This window comes from Paenibacillus sp. Cedars (assembly GCF_003184205.1).
GTDB lineage: Bacteria > Bacillota > Bacilli > Paenibacillales > Paenibacillaceae > Paenibacillus_AQ > Paenibacillus_AQ glucanolyticus.
On sequence record NZ_CP020866.1, the window covers coordinates 2,925,944 to 2,946,334 of the forward strand.

At 48.3% G+C, this 20,391-nt stretch carries 20 protein-coding genes; 6 read left to right on the plus strand and 14 right to left on the minus strand.

What is annotated here, in order from left to right:
• Positions 1-29: 29 nt before the first annotated feature.
• Positions 30-788 (minus strand): SDR family oxidoreductase, encoded by a 759-nt coding sequence (locus B9D94_RS15065; protein ID WP_036639390.1) that lies wholly within the window; start codon positions 786-788, stop codon positions 30-32.
• A gap of 223 nt (positions 789-1,011) precedes the next feature.
• Here B9D94_RS15065 and B9D94_RS15070 point away from each other — a divergent pair, with 223 nt between their 5' ends.
• Positions 1,012-1,620, plus strand: coding sequence for a TetR/AcrR family transcriptional regulator (locus B9D94_RS15070; protein ID WP_006210823.1), 609 nt, complete (start codon positions 1,012-1,014; stop codon positions 1,618-1,620).
• Between the two features lie 99 nt (positions 1,621-1,719).
• Here the strand turns inward: B9D94_RS15070 and B9D94_RS15075 are convergent, their stop codons facing one another.
• Positions 1,720-2,475 carry an SDR family NAD(P)-dependent oxidoreductase gene (locus B9D94_RS15075; RefSeq protein WP_006210824.1) on the minus strand — a complete coding sequence of 252 codons (756 nt, stop codon included), beginning with the start codon at positions 2,473-2,475 and terminating at the stop codon, positions 1,720-1,722.
• 49 nt (positions 2,476-2,524) lie between these two features.
• Here B9D94_RS15075 and B9D94_RS15080 point away from each other — a divergent pair, with 49 nt between their 5' ends.
• The gene (locus B9D94_RS15080) at positions 2,525-2,983 is read left to right on the plus strand and encodes an oxidoreductase (protein ID WP_006210825.1); all 459 of its coding nucleotides are present in this window, start codon (positions 2,525-2,527) and stop codon (positions 2,981-2,983) included.
• A gap of 316 nt (positions 2,984-3,299) precedes the next feature.
• On the opposite strand, the gene B9D94_RS15085 is transcribed toward B9D94_RS15080, so the two are convergent.
• Positions 3,300-4,982, minus strand: a complete 1,683-nt coding sequence (locus B9D94_RS15085; RefSeq protein ID WP_148247389.1) for a glycoside hydrolase family 2 protein — start codon at positions 4,980-4,982, stop codon at positions 3,300-3,302.
• A 196-nt stretch (positions 4,983-5,178) separates the two neighbouring features.
• Here B9D94_RS15085 and B9D94_RS15090 point away from each other — a divergent pair, with 196 nt between their 5' ends.
• Positions 5,179-6,015 (plus strand): AraC family transcriptional regulator, encoded by an 837-nt coding sequence (locus B9D94_RS15090; protein ID WP_063479468.1) that lies wholly within the window; start codon positions 5,179-5,181, stop codon positions 6,013-6,015.
• 135 nt (positions 6,016-6,150) lie between these two features.
• Here the strand turns inward: B9D94_RS15090 and B9D94_RS15095 are convergent, their stop codons facing one another.
• From B9D94_RS15095 to B9D94_RS15105, 3 genes are all read right to left on the minus strand, one after another.
• Positions 6,151-7,086 carry a LacI family DNA-binding transcriptional regulator gene (locus tag B9D94_RS15095; protein ID WP_172963951.1) on the minus strand — a complete coding sequence of 312 codons (936 nt, stop codon included), beginning with the start codon at positions 7,084-7,086 and terminating at the stop codon, positions 6,151-6,153.
• Between the two features lie 158 nt (positions 7,087-7,244).
• Positions 7,245-8,576 (minus strand): alpha/beta hydrolase, encoded by a 1,332-nt coding sequence (locus B9D94_RS15100; RefSeq protein ID WP_063479466.1) that lies wholly within the window; start codon positions 8,574-8,576, stop codon positions 7,245-7,247.
• Entirely contained in the window at positions 8,576-9,916 is a 1,341-nt protein-coding gene (locus tag B9D94_RS15105; protein ID WP_063479465.1) for an alpha/beta hydrolase-fold protein, read from the minus strand. Before B9D94_RS15105 ends, B9D94_RS15100 begins: the two co-directional genes overlap by 1 nt.
• 402 nt (positions 9,917-10,318) lie before the next feature.
• Between B9D94_RS15105 and B9D94_RS15110 the strand changes: the two genes are divergently transcribed.
• Complete coding sequence (locus tag B9D94_RS15110; RefSeq protein ID WP_148248797.1) at positions 10,319-11,668, plus strand: glycoside hydrolase family 64 protein; 1,350 nt, start codon at positions 10,319-10,321, stop codon at positions 11,666-11,668.
• 187 nt (positions 11,669-11,855) lie between these two features.
• On the opposite strand, the gene B9D94_RS15115 is transcribed toward B9D94_RS15110, so the two are convergent.
• Genes B9D94_RS15115 through B9D94_RS15135 form a run of 5 tightly spaced genes read right to left on the minus strand, consistent with a single transcriptional unit; the run spans position 11,856 to position 16,248 of the window.
• Positions 11,856-12,863: a tyrosine-protein phosphatase gene (locus B9D94_RS15115; protein ID WP_148247391.1), complete on the minus strand. Its 1,008-nt coding sequence runs from the start codon at positions 12,861-12,863 to the stop codon at positions 11,856-11,858.
• A 40-nt stretch (positions 12,864-12,903) separates the two neighbouring features.
• Positions 12,904-13,743, minus strand: coding sequence for a phosphonate ABC transporter, permease protein PhnE (gene phnE, locus B9D94_RS15120; RefSeq protein ID WP_148247392.1), 840 nt, complete (start codon positions 13,741-13,743; stop codon positions 12,904-12,906).
• Positions 13,740-14,531: a phosphonate ABC transporter, permease protein PhnE gene (phnE, locus tag B9D94_RS15125; RefSeq protein WP_006210835.1), complete on the minus strand. Its 792-nt coding sequence runs from the start codon at positions 14,529-14,531 to the stop codon at positions 13,740-13,742. The genes phnE (B9D94_RS15120) and phnE (B9D94_RS15125) overlap by 4 nt, the downstream gene beginning before the upstream one ends.
• Before the next feature lies 1 nt (position 14,532).
• The gene (phnC, locus tag B9D94_RS15130; RefSeq protein ID WP_148247393.1) at positions 14,533-15,300 is read right to left on the minus strand and encodes a phosphonate ABC transporter ATP-binding protein; all 768 of its coding nucleotides are present in this window, start codon (positions 15,298-15,300) and stop codon (positions 14,533-14,535) included.
• A gap of 24 nt (positions 15,301-15,324) precedes the next feature.
• Positions 15,325-16,248, minus strand: a complete 924-nt coding sequence (locus B9D94_RS15135; protein WP_076152018.1) for a phosphate/phosphite/phosphonate ABC transporter substrate-binding protein — start codon at positions 16,246-16,248, stop codon at positions 15,325-15,327.
• Between the two features lie 225 nt (positions 16,249-16,473).
• Here B9D94_RS15135 and B9D94_RS15140 point away from each other — a divergent pair, with 225 nt between their 5' ends.
• Positions 16,474-17,127 (plus strand): GntR family transcriptional regulator, encoded by a 654-nt coding sequence (locus B9D94_RS15140; protein ID WP_006210838.1) that lies wholly within the window; start codon positions 16,474-16,476, stop codon positions 17,125-17,127.
• Positions 17,128-17,439: 312 nt separating this feature from the next.
• Here B9D94_RS15140 and B9D94_RS15145 read toward each other — a convergent pair whose 3' ends face one another.
• Positions 17,440-18,093, minus strand: a complete 654-nt coding sequence (locus B9D94_RS15145; protein ID WP_063479459.1) for a M48 family metallopeptidase — start codon at positions 18,091-18,093, stop codon at positions 17,440-17,442.
• Positions 18,094-18,277: 184 nt separating this feature from the next.
• On the opposite strand from B9D94_RS15145, the gene B9D94_RS15150 reads away from it, so the two are divergent.
• Positions 18,278-18,391 (plus strand): hypothetical protein, encoded by a 114-nt coding sequence (locus tag B9D94_RS15150; protein ID WP_006210840.1) that lies wholly within the window; start codon positions 18,278-18,280, stop codon positions 18,389-18,391.
• A 109-nt stretch (positions 18,392-18,500) separates the two neighbouring features.
• On the opposite strand, the gene B9D94_RS15155 is transcribed toward B9D94_RS15150, so the two are convergent.
• Complete coding sequence (locus B9D94_RS15155) at positions 18,501-19,316, minus strand: ZIP family metal transporter (protein WP_148248798.1); 816 nt, start codon at positions 19,314-19,316, stop codon at positions 18,501-18,503.
• A gap of 197 nt (positions 19,317-19,513) precedes the next feature.
• Complete coding sequence (locus tag B9D94_RS31780) at positions 19,514-20,389, minus strand: methyl-accepting chemotaxis protein (protein ID WP_006210842.1); 876 nt, start codon at positions 20,387-20,389, stop codon at positions 19,514-19,516.
• Between the last annotated feature and the right edge of the window lie 2 nt (positions 20,390-20,391).

Below are 20,391 nucleotides of genomic sequence, written 5' to 3' on the forward strand. Positions count from 1 at the left end.
TTAGAAAGCCCGTGGGGAACAATAATTTATTAATAGGCTGTCCAGCCTGCGTCGGCGGTCACGACAGTACCATTTACAAAGCTGGCTTCATCCGATGCGAGGAACAATACAACTTTTGCAATCTCTTCCGGTTCGCCTGCCCGGGGATTCAAGTTCATACCGGCCATTGCTCTTTCCATGCCGAACGGATTCGGATCGTTGATGGTTGTGTTGATATTCGTGCTAACCCCGCCTGGAGCAACCGCGTTACAGCGAATGCCCTTCGTGGCGTACTGGAATCCAACATTCTTGGTCAAGCCGACAACAGCATGTTTAGCGGCTGTATAGGCTGCACCGGCTCTGGAACCCATAAGTCCGCCAGCCGATGCGATGTTCACGATAACACCGCTATTCTTCTCCAGGAAAATCGGCAACGATTTTCGGATGGTTCTCATCGGTCCGGTTGTATTGATGGCAAATACGCGGTCCCACAATTCATCGGTCACATCCGCGGCCGGAACAAAGTTGTCCATAATTCCCGCATTGTTGATCAAGATATCCAGTGTTCCATATTCATTCACGGTAGCGTCAACCAATTGCTGTACCTCTTCCTCCTTGGCAACATTTGCTGCCTGAGCAAGAGCTGTGCCTCCCTTGGCTACAATGCCGTCAACAACAACTTGTGCCGTTTCCAGACGGAGGTCAGACACAACAACCTTTGCCCCTTCGGCAGCAAACAGTTCAGCTATTGCTTTTCCCATACCGGAAGCAGCACCTGTAACAATTGCAACTTTACCAGATAATCTCATGTTTCATACCTCCATTAGTGGTTGTGAAATCGATGGAAATGACGAACATCATTCAACAACTGTTCAATGTACGACATATGTCAATTCTAGTATAACTATAGTATGATATAACTCACAATCATTAAAAAAAGCGAAACTGTGCGATAATGAACAAAAAGAATGGAATTGTTTATTTTTTATATATTTAAATTCGTTTTATATTTAACCGAAAGGAGTCGAATCTATGCAAACCTCGAAAAACATGACGGATCGGCGGATCATCCGCAGTAAAGAAGCATTGAAACAAGCGCTGCTATCCCTGCTGTCCCAGAAAAGCTTCTCCAGTATTTCTATCACGGAGATTGTTGAGCTGGCCAATTATAATCGTGGAACCTTCTACACCCACTATGACAACAAAGAAGCTCTGCTGGATGATATTCTCACCCCGCTAATGAAAGAACTGGTCGCTTCCTACAGGGCTCCTTACGGTGAAGTCGATGTGTTTCATATCGATGAGCTGCCCGCCAACGCAGTGAAAATATTCGACCATATCCATCTATATGCAGATGTGTATACCGCCCTGTTCAAAAGCGATGTTTTACCGCTTGTGCGGGATAAAATGTTCTCGGCATTAAAGCATATCGCCATGGAGGATCTGGATTATCCCAGCGGTGAGCTCAACCATGAGCTTCTGGTTATCTACAACATGCATGCCTTGATTGGCCTTGTGTCTCACTGGATTGAGAGCGGCTTCCAATATCCGGTCACTCACATGAGAGATCAGCTGATTCTTATGATCAACTGGCGTCCGAGAAGCGTAAAAACCCAAATCAAACGCACAGACAAACCGTGAAATATTGGAGCAGGGCTGCCACTGAAAAAAACCATCTACCGTTCAGGGATTTAACGAACGATTGGATGGTTTTTTAACGTGCTAGATCCTGCAAACCAGTTAAAGAGCTCCCATACCGCCATCAATCCGATATTGAGCACCTGTAATAAAGGTGCTTTCGTCAGATGCCAGGAACAGAACCAGATTTGCGATATCGCTGGTTTCTCCGTAACGCCCGAGCGGAATGGTTTTGGCAAGCGTGTGCTCATCCACTTTCATGCCGCTTTCGAGTGAACGCATCATTCTGGTATTCACCGGGGATGGATGAATCGAGTTTACCCGTACGTTCGATCCCGCTACCTCAATCGCCGCCGTTTTGGTCAAACCGACGACGGCATGCTTGGAAGCGATATAGGGAGCTACGCCAGGGCTGCCGTCAAGTCCTGCAACCGATGAAGTATTGATTACACTGCCGCTGCCTTGTTGGATCAGGTGTGGAAGCACATATTTCAACCCCAGAAACACGCCGCGAACATTGACGCTGAGGACTTGATCGAAATCCTCTACTTTCTGATCGACAAGCGGAGCCACTTTCCCTTCAATGCCCGCATTGTTGAAGAATACATCAATCCGGCCAAAGTGCTCGATGGCCCTCTTCACATAACTCTCGACCTCGGAAGCGTTCGTAACATCCGCTTTAATGGCGATAACCTCGCCATGACCATCAAGCTCACTCTTCGCCTTATCGAGGGCATCCTGCATGAGGTCTACAATGACAACCTTGGCTCCCTCTTTCAGGAATTTCTCGGCTGTAATCTTGCCGATCCCACCCGCTCCGCCCGTAATGACGGCTACTTTTCCAGCTAATCTGCTCATGCTTCATATCCTCCACAAGGTTCATAAGTAGTTCTATCTTAGTTCTATCGTGAACTATTCTTATCCCCCGGATGAAATCTTATTCCTGTTTCTCTATTGGCGAGGACTTCGGTTCATCCAAGAAGTGCTGGGAGCCATCCGTGCCGAAGTGGGAATCGACTACCCGGTGCAGTTGCGGGTATCCGCCTCCGATTTTTCCGATGGCGGTTTGACCCCTGCCGAGGTTGCGCTAGCCTTGACCTACCTGGAAGCTGAGCTTGATGCGGTGCATGTATCCTCTGGCGGCCTAGTCCCCGCTGCTCCGCTAGCCACACCGGAAGGCTACCAAACCCCTTATGCTGCCATGATCAAACAATATGTACAAATCCCCGTCATTGCAGTGGGCAATATCCGCACCCAAGCGCTCGCCAATTTCATTCTAGCAGATCAAATGGCGGATTTAATAGCCATTGGCCGACCGCTGCTGGAAGATGCAAATTACGGGGAAAAGTTGTTGGCGCTGGCTTAAATGTTTTACCGATAGGGAATTAGTGAGGGACTTGCGGCGCCTGCACGAGAGGGATTCCTCACTGCAAGAGGTGCGCTTTGGTATACTCCTGCAACTGGCTGTCCCCCAAAATCAGAAGCAATCTTGGGGGACAGCCATAATCTTATATAGAAATCCGCATCCAACGCATGTTCGACTATCAGCCCGGCCATCACGCAATATAATCAGACGCCTTCAAAACCCCTCGTGCTGAACATTTTCCCTGGCGTATCCATCACAGGCTGTTTTCCTATAGCATCGGTAGAAGTTGCGCTTTAATGTGCCGCTTCACCTAACATCATCGTCCCCGAAAATATCGCTTAACGGTTTCATAGGCCAGCTTGGGACGTCGATATTCATCCACAATGCCTTTACTGTTACGTGTACATGAACGGGCCAGCAGCCAGCCAAGGCCTTCCGTCACACGACAATCGCTGAATTGCCATATGAAAATGCCGGATATATAATCCCGTTCCAGGTAAGCCCTTAAATTGCTGTCGATAATATCGGCCTGCCTCTCCTCCGAGCCCTTCTCCCGATTCGGACTGCGGAATCCGTAAAACCCGTCCCCCCCGAACTCGCTCATGATCATGGGTTTCCCCTTTCCGCCTAACGCATCTGCCCAAAGCCTTGCCTGATCCGCCAGTTCTCCCGGATCCTCATCGGTATACCAACCGGGGTAAAGATTGAAAGACACAATCTCCGCCAAGTCAAAACACTTCTCTTGATCCCTGTGATGGGAAGCGAAGGAACGGGGCCTGCTTGGATCAAGCTCGCCGATGATCGTCAGCTGTTTCTCATAATGGGCTCTCCCCTCTTCGGTATGACTTGCACATTCATTAAGAATGGCCCATATAAGAATGGACGGATGGTTATAATGCTGCTGCACCATTTCACGTGTCACCTGCTCGCTCTGCCAGCCAAAATTCGGATTCAGCATTTGCTCCAGACTCAAGCCTCTGGCATGATTCTCTTCCCACACCGCAATACCGCGTTCATCACATAAATCGAGAAAACGCTCATCGTAGGGATAATGGCTCGTCCGAACGGCGTTACATCCCAGATCCGTGATAAGTTCCAAGTCTCTCACCATCAGATGAAGAGGAAGCGCTGATCCGGCCATGGGATGATCCTCATGCCGATTGACTCCTTGAAGAACGACATCCTTGCCGTTCAACTGGATTTTTCCGTTATCCGTCGTAATCGTCCGGAAACCTACGCGATCCAGCCAATCATCGCAATCGTAGCCTTCCTCTGTCGTAAGGATGGCTGTCAGTGCATAGAGGTTGGGATTTTCCAATGACCATTCCTTCACATCCGGATATGCCACCCACGAAGAAATCTCCACAGTTTCTCCCGACTTCACCAGGGACCTGCCCAGCTCCGCGTCTATTCCTGCAAGTATTCCTCGGATCGATACCATTCTCTCTGCCTGACCCATGTTTCGGACGACCGCTTTCCATGAACCATGCCAACCAAGACCCTGCCTGACGGGTGTAAACATGACATTTTGAATGTATAAATCGCTTATTTCTTCTACGGCAACCGGCCGTATAATCCCTCCATAGGTGTAATAATCATTGGGTACATGGAGAGCGGAATCCTCATGAAATGAATTATCAACGTAGACCACCAAATCATGAGTACCAGCTTCTACCTGAGGGATGACACACTCAAAAGCAGTATATGCGTTATAATGACAGGCTTTCATTACGCCATCGAAATAAACATGAGCCGTATGGCTAACGCCTTTGAATTCCAAGCGGAGATTACTTCGTTGATGAAGGGTTACCTTCTGCCTATAGACGCCAATCCCCCGGTAGTTACCAAACTCGGGATGCATCTCCCAACAGCCCGGTACCGGTAATCGATATCGATACGCTCCTACCTTTTCCCCCATATAAGCAGCAGGCGTGAAATCCCAAAGTCCCTCAAGTTCCGTGCTCTTACGAATCTGGTGCGTGCTGAATAGTCGAATCATAGTAGGCCTCCTTTTAATCGTCCTTTTTAATAAACATAAAAGAACCCCTTCCCGAACACCATAGCCAAGAAGGGCATTTACATGTCAAAATCGCTCTTTTGAAAATTGGAATTCAACCCGTGGTTAGGATAAACTTAAGAAAGAACCACGTTCTAATCACTTTACCAAAAAAATCGACTTCAGAAGGTGAGTTGCTATGTATCAGATGCAGGACTTGGTTGTGCGAATTAATTGGTGTTTCCAAAAGATGACCTCCTCCAACTGGTCGGACATACGAAACAACACCACGCTGCACAGTTTTTATTGGATTCACGAAGGCAGCGGTGTTTTTCATACGGATCAAACGTATCAAGTCGAACCAGGTATGCTGTTTTACATGGAGCCTGGGCTGCGTATGCGCATGGCAAGCTCTACCGAATCCCCCCTGCTCATGAGCATGGTGTTGTTTGAATGCTGCGCTGTGCATTTTTCCACGGGTCAATGGCAGATGCCGGCAGCTGTTCCTCGACTGGATTTGCCGTTCGTCAAGAAATTCAATGGGGATATTGCTCTAAAACTGGATTCTACTTTCAGGGACGTTACGCATACGTGGGTACCGACTAATCCCGACAGTGAGCTGGAGAGCAGCGCCATTCTTCTCCGATTGATCGCAAAGCTGCATCAGCAGGAACAGACTCCTGTGCAAGAAGAGCAGGCTTTTGAACGATACGCTCGCATTAAGAAGGAGATCGAGAATCATTTCGCGGAGCCTCTTCATATCGAGCAGATGGCTCGGGAGCACGCCATTTCGGTCTCGTATCTGCGAAAACTATTCCTGAAGCACATCCACCTCCCGCCCAAAGACTATTTGACCGCCATCCGGATGCAGCACGCCGAACGCTACCTGACCTATACAAATCATACGTTGCGCGTAATCGCTCACGCCTGCGGCTACAGCGACGAATTTCATTTCAGCAAAGCCTTTCGTAAGTGGAAAGGAGTCGCACCAACGGAATTTCGAAACGGTGTTGCGCAGGTGTTGGGCAAATGTTGACAATGAACCGCTCTCTACCCTAGCACCACACTCGTTTATAAGAGCAATATCTAAAAAGTTGATGGTGTGCAGCTGCAGCATCAAGCACGAAAAAACGGCAGCCGATGTTAACCGACTGCCGTTTTTTTACACTTGTTATGCTAGCGTCTCCCCATGAACGATCTTCTGTAAAATATGGTTGTTCGGATAATGATCCTGTGGGCGGGCAATGTACTGAATCATAACTTCGGCCGCTTCCCGGTAAGCGTCAGCATCAAAAACAACGGTCTCCGCCCTCCCGGAGATTAGTTCTGGGCAACCGCTTGTACACAAAGCGGCGAGCCTGCCTGCGGTGTCAAAACGGAGTGCCTGTTCGCACAAGAATTCATTGATGACAACGCCCGGTAGACCTGAGTATTGAGCGAGAAACTTTTCAAGCTCCGAAGCGCTGGAATAAACATGCATCCGCTTCTCGTCCATGCCGGCCATTTCCCTAATCTGCTCCGTCATGCCGTGATCGACATAATGGTCGATCAGAAGAAATTGCGGCTCGGCTCCAAGTCGCCTTGCAGCTTCCTCGATGCCCGCCTCAAAATCCGGGACAACCGTATGGAAGAGAGGGTCATCAAGCGATGTATCGATCCCGATGATGGGAATCCCGACACCGTAATGCTTGGAGATCCGATGAAAAATGGAGGAAGAAGCATTCAGAATGAAGACCCCGTCCAGCTCCCTCTCCAACAGAATCGGAAGTTTGGAGAATTGCGGGTCGATATAAGAAACGACCAGCTGGTATCCAGCGTCGTTCAAATGCTTCCCTAGATGATACAATGCCTGTGAATACCGATAACGTGCCCAGTAAGGTTCACCCGTCTGATCGGGTAACAGAACGCCGATCAGCTCCGACTTGCCGCTTTTCAGCGCCAGTGCTGTTAAGTTTCGTTTATAATTGAGCCTTTGGGCAGCTTTCATTACTCTTTCCCGTGTTTCGGCAGAGATCGATTGATTATTCACGTTGTTCAGAATATAGGAAACGGTCGCCACCGATACGCCCGCTTCCTCGGCAATCACCTTCATAGTTACTTTTTTCATGTGTTTCAGCATCCTTTACTCAATCTCAATCGGCGGCTTTCGCATCAGAAGCCGTGTTTGCTAGGTTAATCATAAAGAATGCTCATTCGTACGTCAACGAACGAAGCGGACAAGGTTTATGCTCATGTAAACATCAATCAAGCGGTGCTACCTTAGGATTAGAATGCCTGTCCCCGCGTCCATTGGATTACCTCGTATTGTAATTTTAAATCACCGTTCACAACGAAGTGTCGTTGTACAGAAACTTTTCCCTCATGATCCGCTTCCATAAGGCCTGATTCCTCGGTGATATGAAAAGAGAATCCTGCATTTAACGGAAGCTCGGCCTCGGCTTCATAAATGCCAACCCCCTTCTTCACCAGCGGAATCCCCGCATGAATTCTGGCGTCTTCTGGCGTATCCGTCGGCACGCGCACTCGGATCGCAACGTTCGCCTTCTCCCGCAGATGAGGCAGCACGGTCAACGGATGGAGGGCGCTGCCGAGTCGGCCCTTCTCATACCGCACACAGCAATCACCTATTGACCGTGGTACGATCAAACCATGCTCATCGATATGCGCACTGTCTTCTGGATGCAATACGAGTTCGGCTTCTCCGTCCACGATGGTCAGGCCTCCTGCGTACCGGAGCAACGGGTGCACATAGGTCGGCTTACCCTCCATCCCCGCCACCCGGCTGCCTGTGAGCTCCACTCCGTCTGGTTCCCCCAGATGACCGAACAAGAATAGCAGCGGTCCATGAACCCGATCCGCCCAAGCCTCTTCGTTATGTACTGCTTCCGGAAAATACCCGAAAGCCAGCTCCTCCCCATAACGATAGCCTAGACGCAAGAGGCGTGCGGCCATCTCCCGGACGTGGTCCGCCAGCACTGTCATCCCCTCCATGCCCCCGGTATCGATCCAGAGCTTAAGAGGTCCTTTCTCCTCATATTGATTGAATATGGGTTCATGGCTTAAAGAACTCTCATGATATTGATAGAAATAGGGCGACAACATAGCCACCTTGCCGAAAACGTCGGGTCGATTGAAACCAAGATGATACGTGACCAGCCCTCCTCTGGAGGAACCCATCAGTCCCGTATCACGGCTTTCACGTTTCGTTCGGAAGGATCGGTCTACGAATGGCTTCAGCTCTCTGATTAAAAAGCGTTCGTATGCTTCTCCACGGCATGGATATGGCAACCGCTCTGCAAATGGGCCTCCATGCGCGTATTCCTCGTTTCGGAGCAAGCCCGCATTGCCTATGGCAACAATGATAATCTCCTCCATCCGGCCTTCCGAAATCAGCCGGTTGCACACATGGTCCAGACGCCAGGACTGACCATTAAAGCCAGAATGAAATACATTCTGCCCGTCATGGACATATAGAACCGGGTACCGCGTCTGTGTATCGCGGTCGTAACTTGGCGGCAAATAAATGTGAATGTCGCGGACGTTATTCATGACCGTTGAATAGAACGATTGAAACGTAATGATTCTGGCACAACTCATTACGATAGCTCCCCTTTCGTATGTTCTCCTGCAGGCAAATCAATCCAATTGTCCACTATATACGAAACTTTCTGATCTCTGTCAGCGTTTAATCTTCGGTACGGTACCGGGCGGTTCTGATCATCCGCTTCTTCCTTCTCATACCCCCGTGAAACCTTGAATCGGAAACAGACTCCCCTCGGAAGGCGGGCAGTACCCCTGTAGAGACCCTTTCGGACCTTCGATAGCTTAAATACCGCATGAATGGATGCATCCTCAGGTGTCGTGTCCGGTACACTCACCTCTACTTCCACCGTGACGGTAGCCGAGAGTTTCTCTACGACCGCGATTTTCATGCTTGCCTGTAAATTGCGGTTCTGATATCGAACGATCGTTTCTCCCGGCTTCCTAGGATGCAGCCTTCCTTCAGGCGTCACCTCCAGAATTGCGGGATGATCGACGGTATAGCCTCCTTCTAAGTCGGTGTACATCAACCCGTTGTCCAGCGTTACGACTGCGTTTAGCGTTGCGGAAGCCCCCTCCATTCCGACCGTATCAGGTCCGAACAAGTCAACTCGTTGGGAGACGCCCTCCCTGCCAAAAAAGAATCGCAGCGGAAGCTGCGCACGTCTTCCCCAATCGGTCTCAGCATGCGCGGCGTCAGGTTCCTCGTAGAAATACAACGTCTCCCCTTGTACGCAACCGCTGCTTAACAGTTCTTCCGCCACCGAACGAACGTGAATCGGCATGAAGAAACCTTCGGCTCCACCGATGTCGAGCCATAGCTTTTGACCGGGATTTGGCTTATGCGGCCGATACTGCTTCTGTTCGACAAACGTCTCTTCATCCAGATGGACAAAGAACGGGGACAGCATCCCGAGCAAACCGAATACATCAGGATTCCGCATACCGATGTTGTAAGTCGCAAGTCCTGCGGCTGAGGAACCCATCAGTGCTGTATGGGAAGCGTCCGACAGCGTCCGAAACATTCGATCGATGATCGGCTTCAACTCGTAAATCAGGAAAAATTCATATTGCTCACCCAGCATTTGAATCGGATACGCACATTGATCGTGGAAATACTCACTCGCTCCCTCGTTTTGCTTATGTTCAACCGCAACCACTATAATCTCCTGGATCTCACCGTTTCGAATCAAACCGTCCAGCGTCTCCCGAAGCCCCCAGGTTTCTCCCGATCGCTTGCGGGATTGAAATACATGCTGTCCAACATGCATGTAAAGCACGGGGTACCTTAGGCTTTGCAAGTCATCGTAGCTTGGAGGCAAATAGATCCAGGCATCTCTTTCGTTGTTCAATCGACTTGCATTAAGACCAGATAAGCTAAGAATCCGGGATTCCATTCGTTCTATTCCACCTTTCATTTCAATATTTACAACTTAATCGATTAAGTGAAAGTGATATATAGTCCTTTTTCTTGTCTCATCGATGATGTGTAAATCCTTACTAAAATAACGTTTATGATGGCCGCTCAAGTTTAACTTAAACGATTAAGTTTATTCAGAGTATAATTGCTTTTCTCTTGAACTGTCAATCCTATTTGACCCGAATTTTGAATCCCTCATCCGAAATCTCGCTCCTGTAATTGCTTCGGAGATGTCATTATAATACTGATTGTAAGCGCATTTATTGGTTTATATATATTATTTTTGATGAAGAGGGTGATATGTGTAAAATGGGTCGCTGAGCCCCCCTGCCCAGCAGATGCATCTTGTAATCTAATTTCATACTTAGGAGGAACAATGATGAGAAAATGCTTGTCTTCCCTGCTAGTCTTGTTCATGCTGGTTACATCCTTTTCCTTGTTTAATTCCAGAGCAGAGGCTGCTGACTACACCCAAGGGGTTGAACTATCCGGGGCTGTGGCGACGGTCTGGTTTAAATCAACCGTGAATACGAGCTGGGTGGATGTTCATTATCAAATTAATGGCGGCCCCCAGCAAAATTATCGAATGGCCAATAATAGCGGCAAATCCCGATATGAGCAGGCCATCTCAGGCATAAACAGTGGCTCCGTTATTACTTATTTCTTCACTTACAACAATGGAACTCCCGCTTACGATACCGGCACATTCACATATACTGCTGGCAATACTCCTCCACCATCCAATTCTTCCGGTTCCATCTACGACATCAATCCGTCCACCATTCCCGTTGCACCAGGCGGCTCCATATCCATGAAAATATTAAACGGCACAGGAGGCGCATACGCCGACAACCAAGTATACTGGGGCGTTCTCGGCATAAACCCTGCCAACAATAAGTGGAGTTATCTGGATTTAAGCGGAAATTTGGTGCCGATTTCTACGGCTCTGAATGATGCGCCCGGACATCTGACTAAAAATGGGATCAATTATGCCAATATCTATCATACCGTGAGTGACGCATCGTGGGTGAATCTGCCCAAAATTACATCCGGCCGAATGTTTCTAAGCGTAGGCACACCGCTCTATATTAAGACTTACAACGATGGATTTGCCGGACCTGATATCAACAATCCCACCGATCCGAACCGGAACATTTACTTCGATTTTGTCGAATTTACGATTGACAACGCAGGGTATCATGGAAATACGACCCGTGTTGATGGTTTTGGTTTCCCCATTCAACATCGTCTCGTAAACCAATCGGGCTCCTACGATAAGACCGTTGGCGAGCTTGAATCGGAAACCCGTGCCGGGATATTCACCAAATATCAGAATGAGGTGCCTGCCGCTTTCAAATCACTTGCAACGATACAGGCTCCGTACCGGATTGTAGCACCGATTCATGGCTCCTTTGCTCCAGGCGGAGCCAATGCCAATTATTTTAGCGGATACTCAAGCTACAGCACGCAGGACATTCTAAGATGTGATGGTGCGCTTACAGATGCTGCCACTTGCGCAGCCATTAACCGTCATGTATACACAACGAGCGACTGGAATACGGTATCCAACTATTATAAAGCTGCACCAGCGAATTTTTATGCGAAATTCTGGCATGATCATAGCATCGACCGTTTGGCATACGGTTTTGCCTATGATGATGTCAACGGTCAAGCCGCTTATTTAGAGGTAGGTGATCCAAAAGGACTCATTATCCGCGTTGGCTGGTAACCAGCTTGCCGCTTTATAGCCAACATGTATGAATAAAAATCCAGACACCCTCTTGTTTAAAGAGGGTGTTTGAACATTCAAGACAAACCAACCGTATAGTTTAACAATCCGCAGATTATGAGGATGGAATGTACGTGAACGTATGGGTACGGTTGAGCTGATCATTATCTACGAGTAAGACGTCCATCTATACCAAGTACTTGTTTTTAAGTACCGTTCTTTCTTCCTCAGTAACGCCAAGCCCTTCATGAAGATACCGATCAAAGGATCCGTAATTCTCATCAATTGCTTCGAGCGAAGCCTGTATAAAGTTAGCTTTCATCATTTCCGGGATCTCTCCTGTCTTTCCCATTAACTCAGGCATATGGTCCATGTAATCCTTGCTGTCTGCCAGGAAACGCTTCATGAGTTCATCCACCGCCAGATTGGTCAATTCGTAATCCTCGATGACCACATCGCGCGGCACACCCAGCGTGAGAAGAATAAGCGCGCATACCACCCCTGTACGGTCCTTGCCGGCAGCACAGTGGAACAAAGACGTGTACCGACCTTCCTGTAACAGCTCATGAAGAATGAGCGAACACTTCTCCGTATTCATCATCATGGCTTTGTAACCTGCGTTCAGGTCAAGTCCGATCTTCTCCATATCCTCCGGATTAGCTTCCGCCATAAAGGGGATATTCGTATTGATTGCCTTGCCCATTGCGGGGCTCGGACGTTTCGCTACCTCGAAATCGCTGCGCAAGTCGCATATCCAGTCAATGTCGAGTGTACCTGCTATATGCAGATCCTGCTCACTCAGTTCATGCAGATCGGCGGAGCGAAGCAGTGCTCCCCAGCGAGTGGTCCGTCCATCCTCTGTAAGGTATCCGCCCATATCACGGAAATTGATCACTCCGTCTGTATTGATCATACGGTCATATATTGTTGAGACAGAGCCATCGTTGAACTTTACGTGATAGTAATTGCGACCCAGGGACAGTGTTCTTGTTACAGAAGCAGCCTCCAGATCAATATGAGCTTCAAGCCGCGCGCTTTGGGACTCGTCAAATTCCAGTTGATTTGAAAGGTAGATGCCCTCGACCTCAACATGTGCAGCCGTATTCCAGGACATCGTAATCCGGTTGCTAACGCTGTATTTGGCTTGAACTAAGGGGCCCTGCTTTACTAGGTTGTTTGATATTGATATAGACATGATCAGAACTCCTCATTTCCTATTTTTATTTAACAAGTGGTTAGTGTTTACGAACTTTCAGATTCATTTTATATCGATTCGCCACAAGCTCTACGCTGAATACCATGATAAAGATAACGAGACCGACAAACAAAGCCCCGGCAAAATTATACGATTTCATCGCATGGGTCAGCTCATATCCGATACCGCCTGCACCGACTGCGCCAAGAATCGTAGATTCTCCAAGGTCCCCCTCGAACCGCAGTACGCACCAGGCAATAAAGGCCGTCTTTACCGTTGGCAAAATACCCTGCATGACGATGGCAAGCCAGCTGGCGCCGGTGGCCTGCATCGCTTCCAGCACGCCTTTATCAACCTCTTCCAGCGATTGCGCGAATACTTTAATGAGCATGCCTGCCGCAGACACGGTAATGGCCAGCACGCCTGGAAGCGATCCAAGCCCGACAGACACGATAAAAATAAGCGCCCACACGACAGTCGGTATCGCACGCAGCAGCGAAGCGGCACTTTGGATGATCCACGCAATGAACGGATGGGGCGTCAGATTGCTTGCTGCCAAAAAGGAGAGAAAAAAAGCAATCAGGATACCCAGCACGGTTCCCAGAATGGCGACCTGCAACGATTCCATCGCTGCCAGAAGCACATGCCGCCACGCCGTAAAGTCGGGAGGAAACATGACTTGGACAATGCCCATGAGCTTCATGAAACCTGCGGCGATCCGGGAATAGTCGAATTGCAGCTGAATTAAGCTGAACACAAACAGCAAGGCAACAAGAGGCATTCCCACCACAAGAAGGTGGTTCTTTTTGGGTTTTTTGGGCTCCGCCATAGACGTAAGCACCGTCAGGGATGGTTTTGGCTCATTCCATTGCGCCCTCATATGATCCGCTCCCTTACACGATTGGTGATCGTTTCAACTACAAGAACAATGACAAGCACGAGAAGTACAGCCATGCTGGCTTTCTGGTACTGAAACAATTTCAGATTGGATTGTAGAATAAAACCGAGGCCTCCCCCGCCAACCATCCCGACAATCGTCGAAGCGCGCACATTAATTTCGAAATTGTACAGGCTCCAGCCGATAAATCCAGGCATGAATTGCGGGATGACCGCTTGAGACAATACTTGAAAATAACTACCTCCAGCCGCGCGAACCGCTTCTACCTGACCCATATCGATCTCCTCAAGCACCTCCGCAAAGGATCGGGTCAGCATGCCTATCGAGATCAATATGAGCGACATCGTGCCAACGATAGTGCCAAGCCCGAAAGCTGCGACCAGCAGGATAGTCCAGATGACAACCGGAATGTTCCGGAACAACGACGTAGCCGCTCGGACAAACACCTGCAGATAAGGATGCGGACTTGTCGTGGCTGCCGCTAAGAAGGACAGGAGTCCGGCTACAATCGAACCGATAACCATCGCCACGACGCTCATGTATATGGTCTGCATCGCAGGCTCGAGGAGCTTCGGCAGTGAAGAGAAATCCGGCGGCAGAAAATCGAGAAAGATAAAGCGAAAGCTTTCCCCCACCCCTGCAAACAGCGCGGGAAGCGAAAATTCGGCGCCGATTGAAGACCAGATAACAAGAGCCAGCAGCACGATGAGGAACAGTATCGTCTGGGTCCGTTTCATTTTACGAGCGGATTGCATTTGTGCCGCATTCATGTCAGGCGGTCTCCTTCACTTTAGCATGGCTCTGGTTGTAGATGAGCTGGATCATATCATCTGTGAGCTCCTCGGGGGACCCGTCAAACACTTTGGAACCTTTGTGGATGCCAATGATGCGGGTGGCATACTTCTTGGCGATTTCAACCTGATGAAGATTGCACAGGCAGGCGATGCCCTCCTCCTTGCAGATCGTGTACAGATAATGCATGATCGTCTCGGAGGAAGCCGGATCCAGGCTCGCAATCGGTTCATCCGCCAAAATCAAGTCCGGCTTCTGGGATAAGGCTCGCGCAATCCCTACTCGCTGCTGCTGGCCTCCACTAAGCTCATCGGCGCGTTTGTACATTTGCTCATATAACCCGACACGCTGCAGCATGCTCTTGGCAGCTTCCGTATCCGATTTGGAGTAGAGGCCAAGCGCGCCCTTGAACGGACTCATATAACCGAGGCGGCCATGAAGCACATTTTTGATTACCGTTACGCGGGTGACAAGATTATATCCCTGAAAAATCATGCCCATATGGCGGCGCATTTCGCGCAGCTTTTTCCCCTTGATCCCCATTGTCTCCTCGCCTTTAAAACGTATCTTCCCGTTTGTCGGCTCGATCATACGGTTCAAGCTGCGCAGCAATGTGCTCTTGCCGGCACCACTGGGTCCGATAACAACAACGAACTCTCCCGGACGAATCTCTAAATTCAGGTTGTCAAGTGCTTTGGTTCCATCCGGATATATTTTAGACAGGCCTTCCACTTGCAATAGTGTCATGTTTAAATCCTCCCTTGTTTATCTCTATTTGCTCAGCAATTCCTCAGGGGACATTTCAAGCGCTTTAGCGACTTTACGAATCGGATCAAAATCACTGTCGCTCCCCTCTACAAATGAAGAAGCGCCTACGCTTTCCATAAACTCAGGATTTTTAGTGTGATAATCCAGCATAAGCTCTCGAAGCTTGGTTACCAGCTCTTCAGGCAGATCTTGCCGATACAGCAGCGGAGCACCGCCAACGATGGGCTCGGACTCGGCGATCACGCGGAAATCTTCTTCTTTAACAAGACCCGATTCTGCCAGCATCGGCAGCATCAAACTGGACGTTCCGATTGCGTCGGCATTGTTATTTGCCAGGGCAAGGAGCGATTTGTCATGTCCGCCCGAGAAGGCGACGCTGCCGAAAAAGGATTCCAGCTCATTGTTTGCCAGGCCGAGTTCATTCATCAGCGTGGCACGGGGATACAAGTTACCTGAAGTCGATGCCGGATCGACGAATAGAAAATCTTTGCCTTTCAAATCTTTTACACTTTGATAAGGGGAGTCTTCACGAACGAGAATGACGGTGTTGGATGATTGTCCACTTTCAGAACGGACAAGCAGCTTGGCGTTCGCCCGCTCCGTTGCGATGATGTAGCCAAACGGACCAATGAGTCCAATCTCGATTTTACCTGCACGAAGCGCTTCAATAACCATATTGTAATCCTCAGCTACAAATATTTCGGCAGGAATGCCTGTTGCATCTGTAATGTCTTTGGCCAGCTGCTCCTGGGAACGATTCATCTCCCCCTCTTCACTTGGCATCATGCCCACACGGATGACTTCCGGAATTCCTTCGTTCCCGGATTCGGAACTTGCGGCAGTTCCGCAGCCAGAGAGAATAACCATCATCATGACAAGCGTTAGAATCAAACTTTGGCGACCTGTGTGTCTTTTGTTTTTTAGCATCCTATATCCTCCTGAAATAGATCTCATATTCTGTGGTACACAAGTAGGATACAAGTTGAATGTAAGAAGGATATCTTCGCAGATGAACAGGTTTGTTAAATTTCCGAATTGGTTGCGCACCTTCTTAGAAGACTGTTAATATAGGGTAAAATGTTAAAATAACGTGGAGTGTCGAAAGAGACCATCTCAAGAAACACTGGTCGTGGGCAGAAAGGAACTACTTATATGAACAAAATATCGCTTGTCGACACAGCATACCTGCTGCTGCGTGAGCGGATGGTTCTCGGAGAACTCATGCCGGGCACCCTGCTATCGGAGAATGAATTAGCCGAGGAGTATCAAATGAGCCGTACACCGGTCCGCCATGCGATTGCCCGTCTGGAGTCGGAAGGCTATGTTACCTCTCTCAAAAATCGCGGCGTGTTGGTCAAGGAAGTGAGCAGCAAGGAGTTTCTCGATTTAATTGAACAAATTCAGTCCATGCTCTTCTATTGTTTCGAAATCATGAAAGACCCGAAGCGGGAGATTCGCCTAAACCTGGAGTCGCTTGCAGCTCATGTTGAGGCACAGCGAATCGCCGAGCAGATGGATGATTATCCGTTATACACCAAGCATCATTTCCTATTAATGCGAGAAATTGTAGAATCCTTGGGCAACGGCGTGATGCTGAGCACGTTTGACTCTTTTCGAGATAAATTATGCATGTATGCGATCGTCCGCTTCAAGCAAACTCCACATATCAAGCATTACAGCGCGATCGGAATCAACCGGGATACACTTCAAGCTCTATCAAGCCATGATTATGGAGCAGCGCAGGCGGTCGTCCTCTCTCTCAGCCGCATATCCAGAGAACGTATGCTGGCTACAGGGCGGTTTTAAAAGACCGTCCTGGAACAAAACAGGCTTGAAAAGAATATAAAGAGAACGCCTGAATCAGGCGTTCTCTTCTTGTGATAACTTGAGTTATCGTCCACATGAAGTTCTATCTTGATTTTTGTTCAGCTGCTTATCTAAATGCAATTCATCCTTAAGAAAATCGGCGTTTATTATGCCCATTATATTGTTCACAAGCGTGTAATCCCATCCACTTCGTATGGCATTGATGTAGACGGATAGATCATACAGGGTGACAGATTCACCCCGAGTAGAGGTGTTTTGTCCACAAGCATCTCCACGGAGCTTCTTGAAGCGTTACAATGTCATGGCGTTACCATACCTTGCGAGGAATGCTTCCTTTTCCTTGTAATCCTTCATTACACTTCCGACAAGCCGCCAAAAGGATCGATCGTGGTTCATATGCAAGAGATGACAAAGCTCATGAATGACCACGTAGTCAATGACCTCGATGGGCGCCATCGCAAGACGATAGTTGAAGGTGAGATGTTTAGCCGAGCTGCAGCTGCCCCATTTTGTTCGGGACTCCTCGATGATGAAGGATTTAGGCGTGACTTTCAGCAGCTTCTGATAGATTTTGATGCGTTCACCGACTACCTTCTTGCAGCTTGCGAAATAGAACTTCTTCAAATCGTTCTGAAGCTCTTCTTCCGTACGCCCCTTCGTCTCGATTAACTCATGAAGCGAACAATATCGGCCGAGATGAAGGAACTTGCCTTCCTCTTCGTATTCCCTGACCTTCGGTGAGGTACGTGCTGCTTCGATGGCTTGCAATTGCTTCAATATCTTGTTCTCATGCTGCCTTACGGTATGTATCACCACATCATCACTTGTATAATTCGGTGCCTTCACCGTAACCAGCCCTGAGGGATGGATATGGATCGAGAGTTTTTTCCGTGGACCGTATTCCACATGAATTTCGATTTGTTGGTGTCCCAGTTCAATTTTCATGATCAACATCATTTCTATAAGATAGTATATCTATTGTAACAGAATCAAGCTGAATTAAGCTGCTTCATTATCGCTCTCTAGCTCTGAATCTACCCACTTCAAAACTTCATTGCCGGAACACCCTGTCCTTTCCATCAGATCATCATAGAATATCATATGCTTTACAAGGAGGAGGGAATGAGCCATGGGAGAAGTAGTAGAAGGTGGATATGGTGGATATGGTGGATATGGTAACGGTGTAGGAGCAATCTTGGTATTGTTCATCTTGCTGGTTATCATCACAAGTGCTTTTATCTAATAAGAACCAATCATCAGCCTAGCTCAGTAAAAGGCCATGAAAGGAATCATCCTTCATGGCCTTCTTCTCTAAGAAAATTGAATTCTCTATACATACATGTTCCTGTCATTTATCCTAATGCAACATCAAGAATCATCATCAATGTGAAGCCGAACATTAAACTCATTGACGCTAGATCCTTATTGCCTTTTTCTTGCGAACTGGGTATAACCTCTTCGGCTACTACAAAGATCATAGCTCCAGCTGCAAAGCTTAATGCGTAAGGTAATAAAGGTTCAATAAATGAGACAGCCACTGCACCGATTACGGCAGCGATGGGCTCGACCATACCCGAAAACTGTCCATAGAAAAAGCTCTTTCTTCGAGACATCCCTTCTCCTCTTAGAGGCATGGAAACCGCCACGCCTTCCGGGAAGTTTTGTATGCCAATGCCGAGGGCCAGCGTCAGAGCACCAGCCAGGGAAGCTTCGGTTCCCCCATTGGCGAGCGCACCAAAGGCTATCCCTACTGCCAAGCCTTCCGGAATATTATGAAGCGTAATGGCGAGCACCAGCAATGTACTTCTTTTTCTTCGTTTTGGAAGATATCCTTCCGCACCAGCAATCGAAGAATTGGGATGAAGGTGAGGTAATATTTTATCAATTCCCCACAGAAATACCCCGCCTAATAAGAATCCAAAGGCTGCCGGAAACCAGTTCCCTATGGGATTTCCTTCCGACATGGTTATAGCTGGCGCTAATAAAGACCAATAACTAGCGGCAATCATGACACCACCGGCGAAACCTAACATGCTGTCCAATAGTCGCTGGTTTAATGTTTTTTTCATAAACACAAGGGCTGCCCCTAATGCAGTCATTCCCCATGTAAACAAAGTCGCAATGAATGCTTGCGTAATCGGATTGAATTTCATTAGGAAGTCTACCACTGTGCAAGGCTCCTTCTTCAAAATATTAAAATGAATCGACAAATAGTATCCCCTAAATAAGAGCCCTACATGTATTTATATCCTATCATCGGGCTGACTGATCTTCTATGAACTTATTAACCATATTAACGTGACTGTATCTCACCCGCGTCGGTTTCTAACAAAAAAAGCCGCGCATGATCGCGGCTTCTTCGATACTAAACAATGGGCTTGCTTTCTTTTGAGAAAAGAGTTTCTTCTGCCACCTGGGCTAATTCCTCGGCTTTATTGCTAATTTCCTGGATCGTTACTGAGAATTCTCGAATCGCCCCTGACTGGCTGTCAGTTAACGTGTGAATATCAGAAAAAGCATGATTTAATCCCAGCAGCAGTTCCTGAATATTCTTCGTAATTCCATTAATCCGATCCACATTCTCTTTGGAGATGGTCGCCAGCTTCCGGATCTCATCGGCAACGACGGAGAAACCTCTTCCCGCTTCACCTGCTCTTGCTGCTTCGATGGAAGCATTCAGCCCCAGCATGTTACTCTGCTCTGAAATCTCCTTAACCACGGTGGAAATCTTACCGATCTGCTGAGCACTTGAGCTGACGTCCTTCATTTGAGTCGTTACGTTGGTTACACGCTCGGTGAGGTGAGAAACCGATTGGCTTATATCTTCAATGGACGCCGTTGTCTGTTCGACAATAGCAGAGAAGCTTTCGGCCATCTCAAAAAGCTTATTCGCTTTCTCGAGGCTGGTCCCCATGCCTACGCCGCCAATAACGCGGCCCTGCTCGTCATGCAGCGGGATCGCGCGTGCAGCAAGCGGGAAACCAAACAGCTCTTTCGGAACGACCGCGGATAGAGCCGTATTATTCCTGATCGCGTTGGTGACGATATCCCCTTCCATTAAAGGGTCACCTGGGCTCACATTCAATGAGAACGTTTTGCCCGGATAGTTGATGATCAGTTTCTCCGTATCATATATGCCAATGGTGATATCATCATTCGTAAGATTATTCAGCAGTGGAGCTATCCTTACAAAAGCTCGGATCAGCTCATGCTGTGTTTGAACTTCAGTCACATTTACCATCC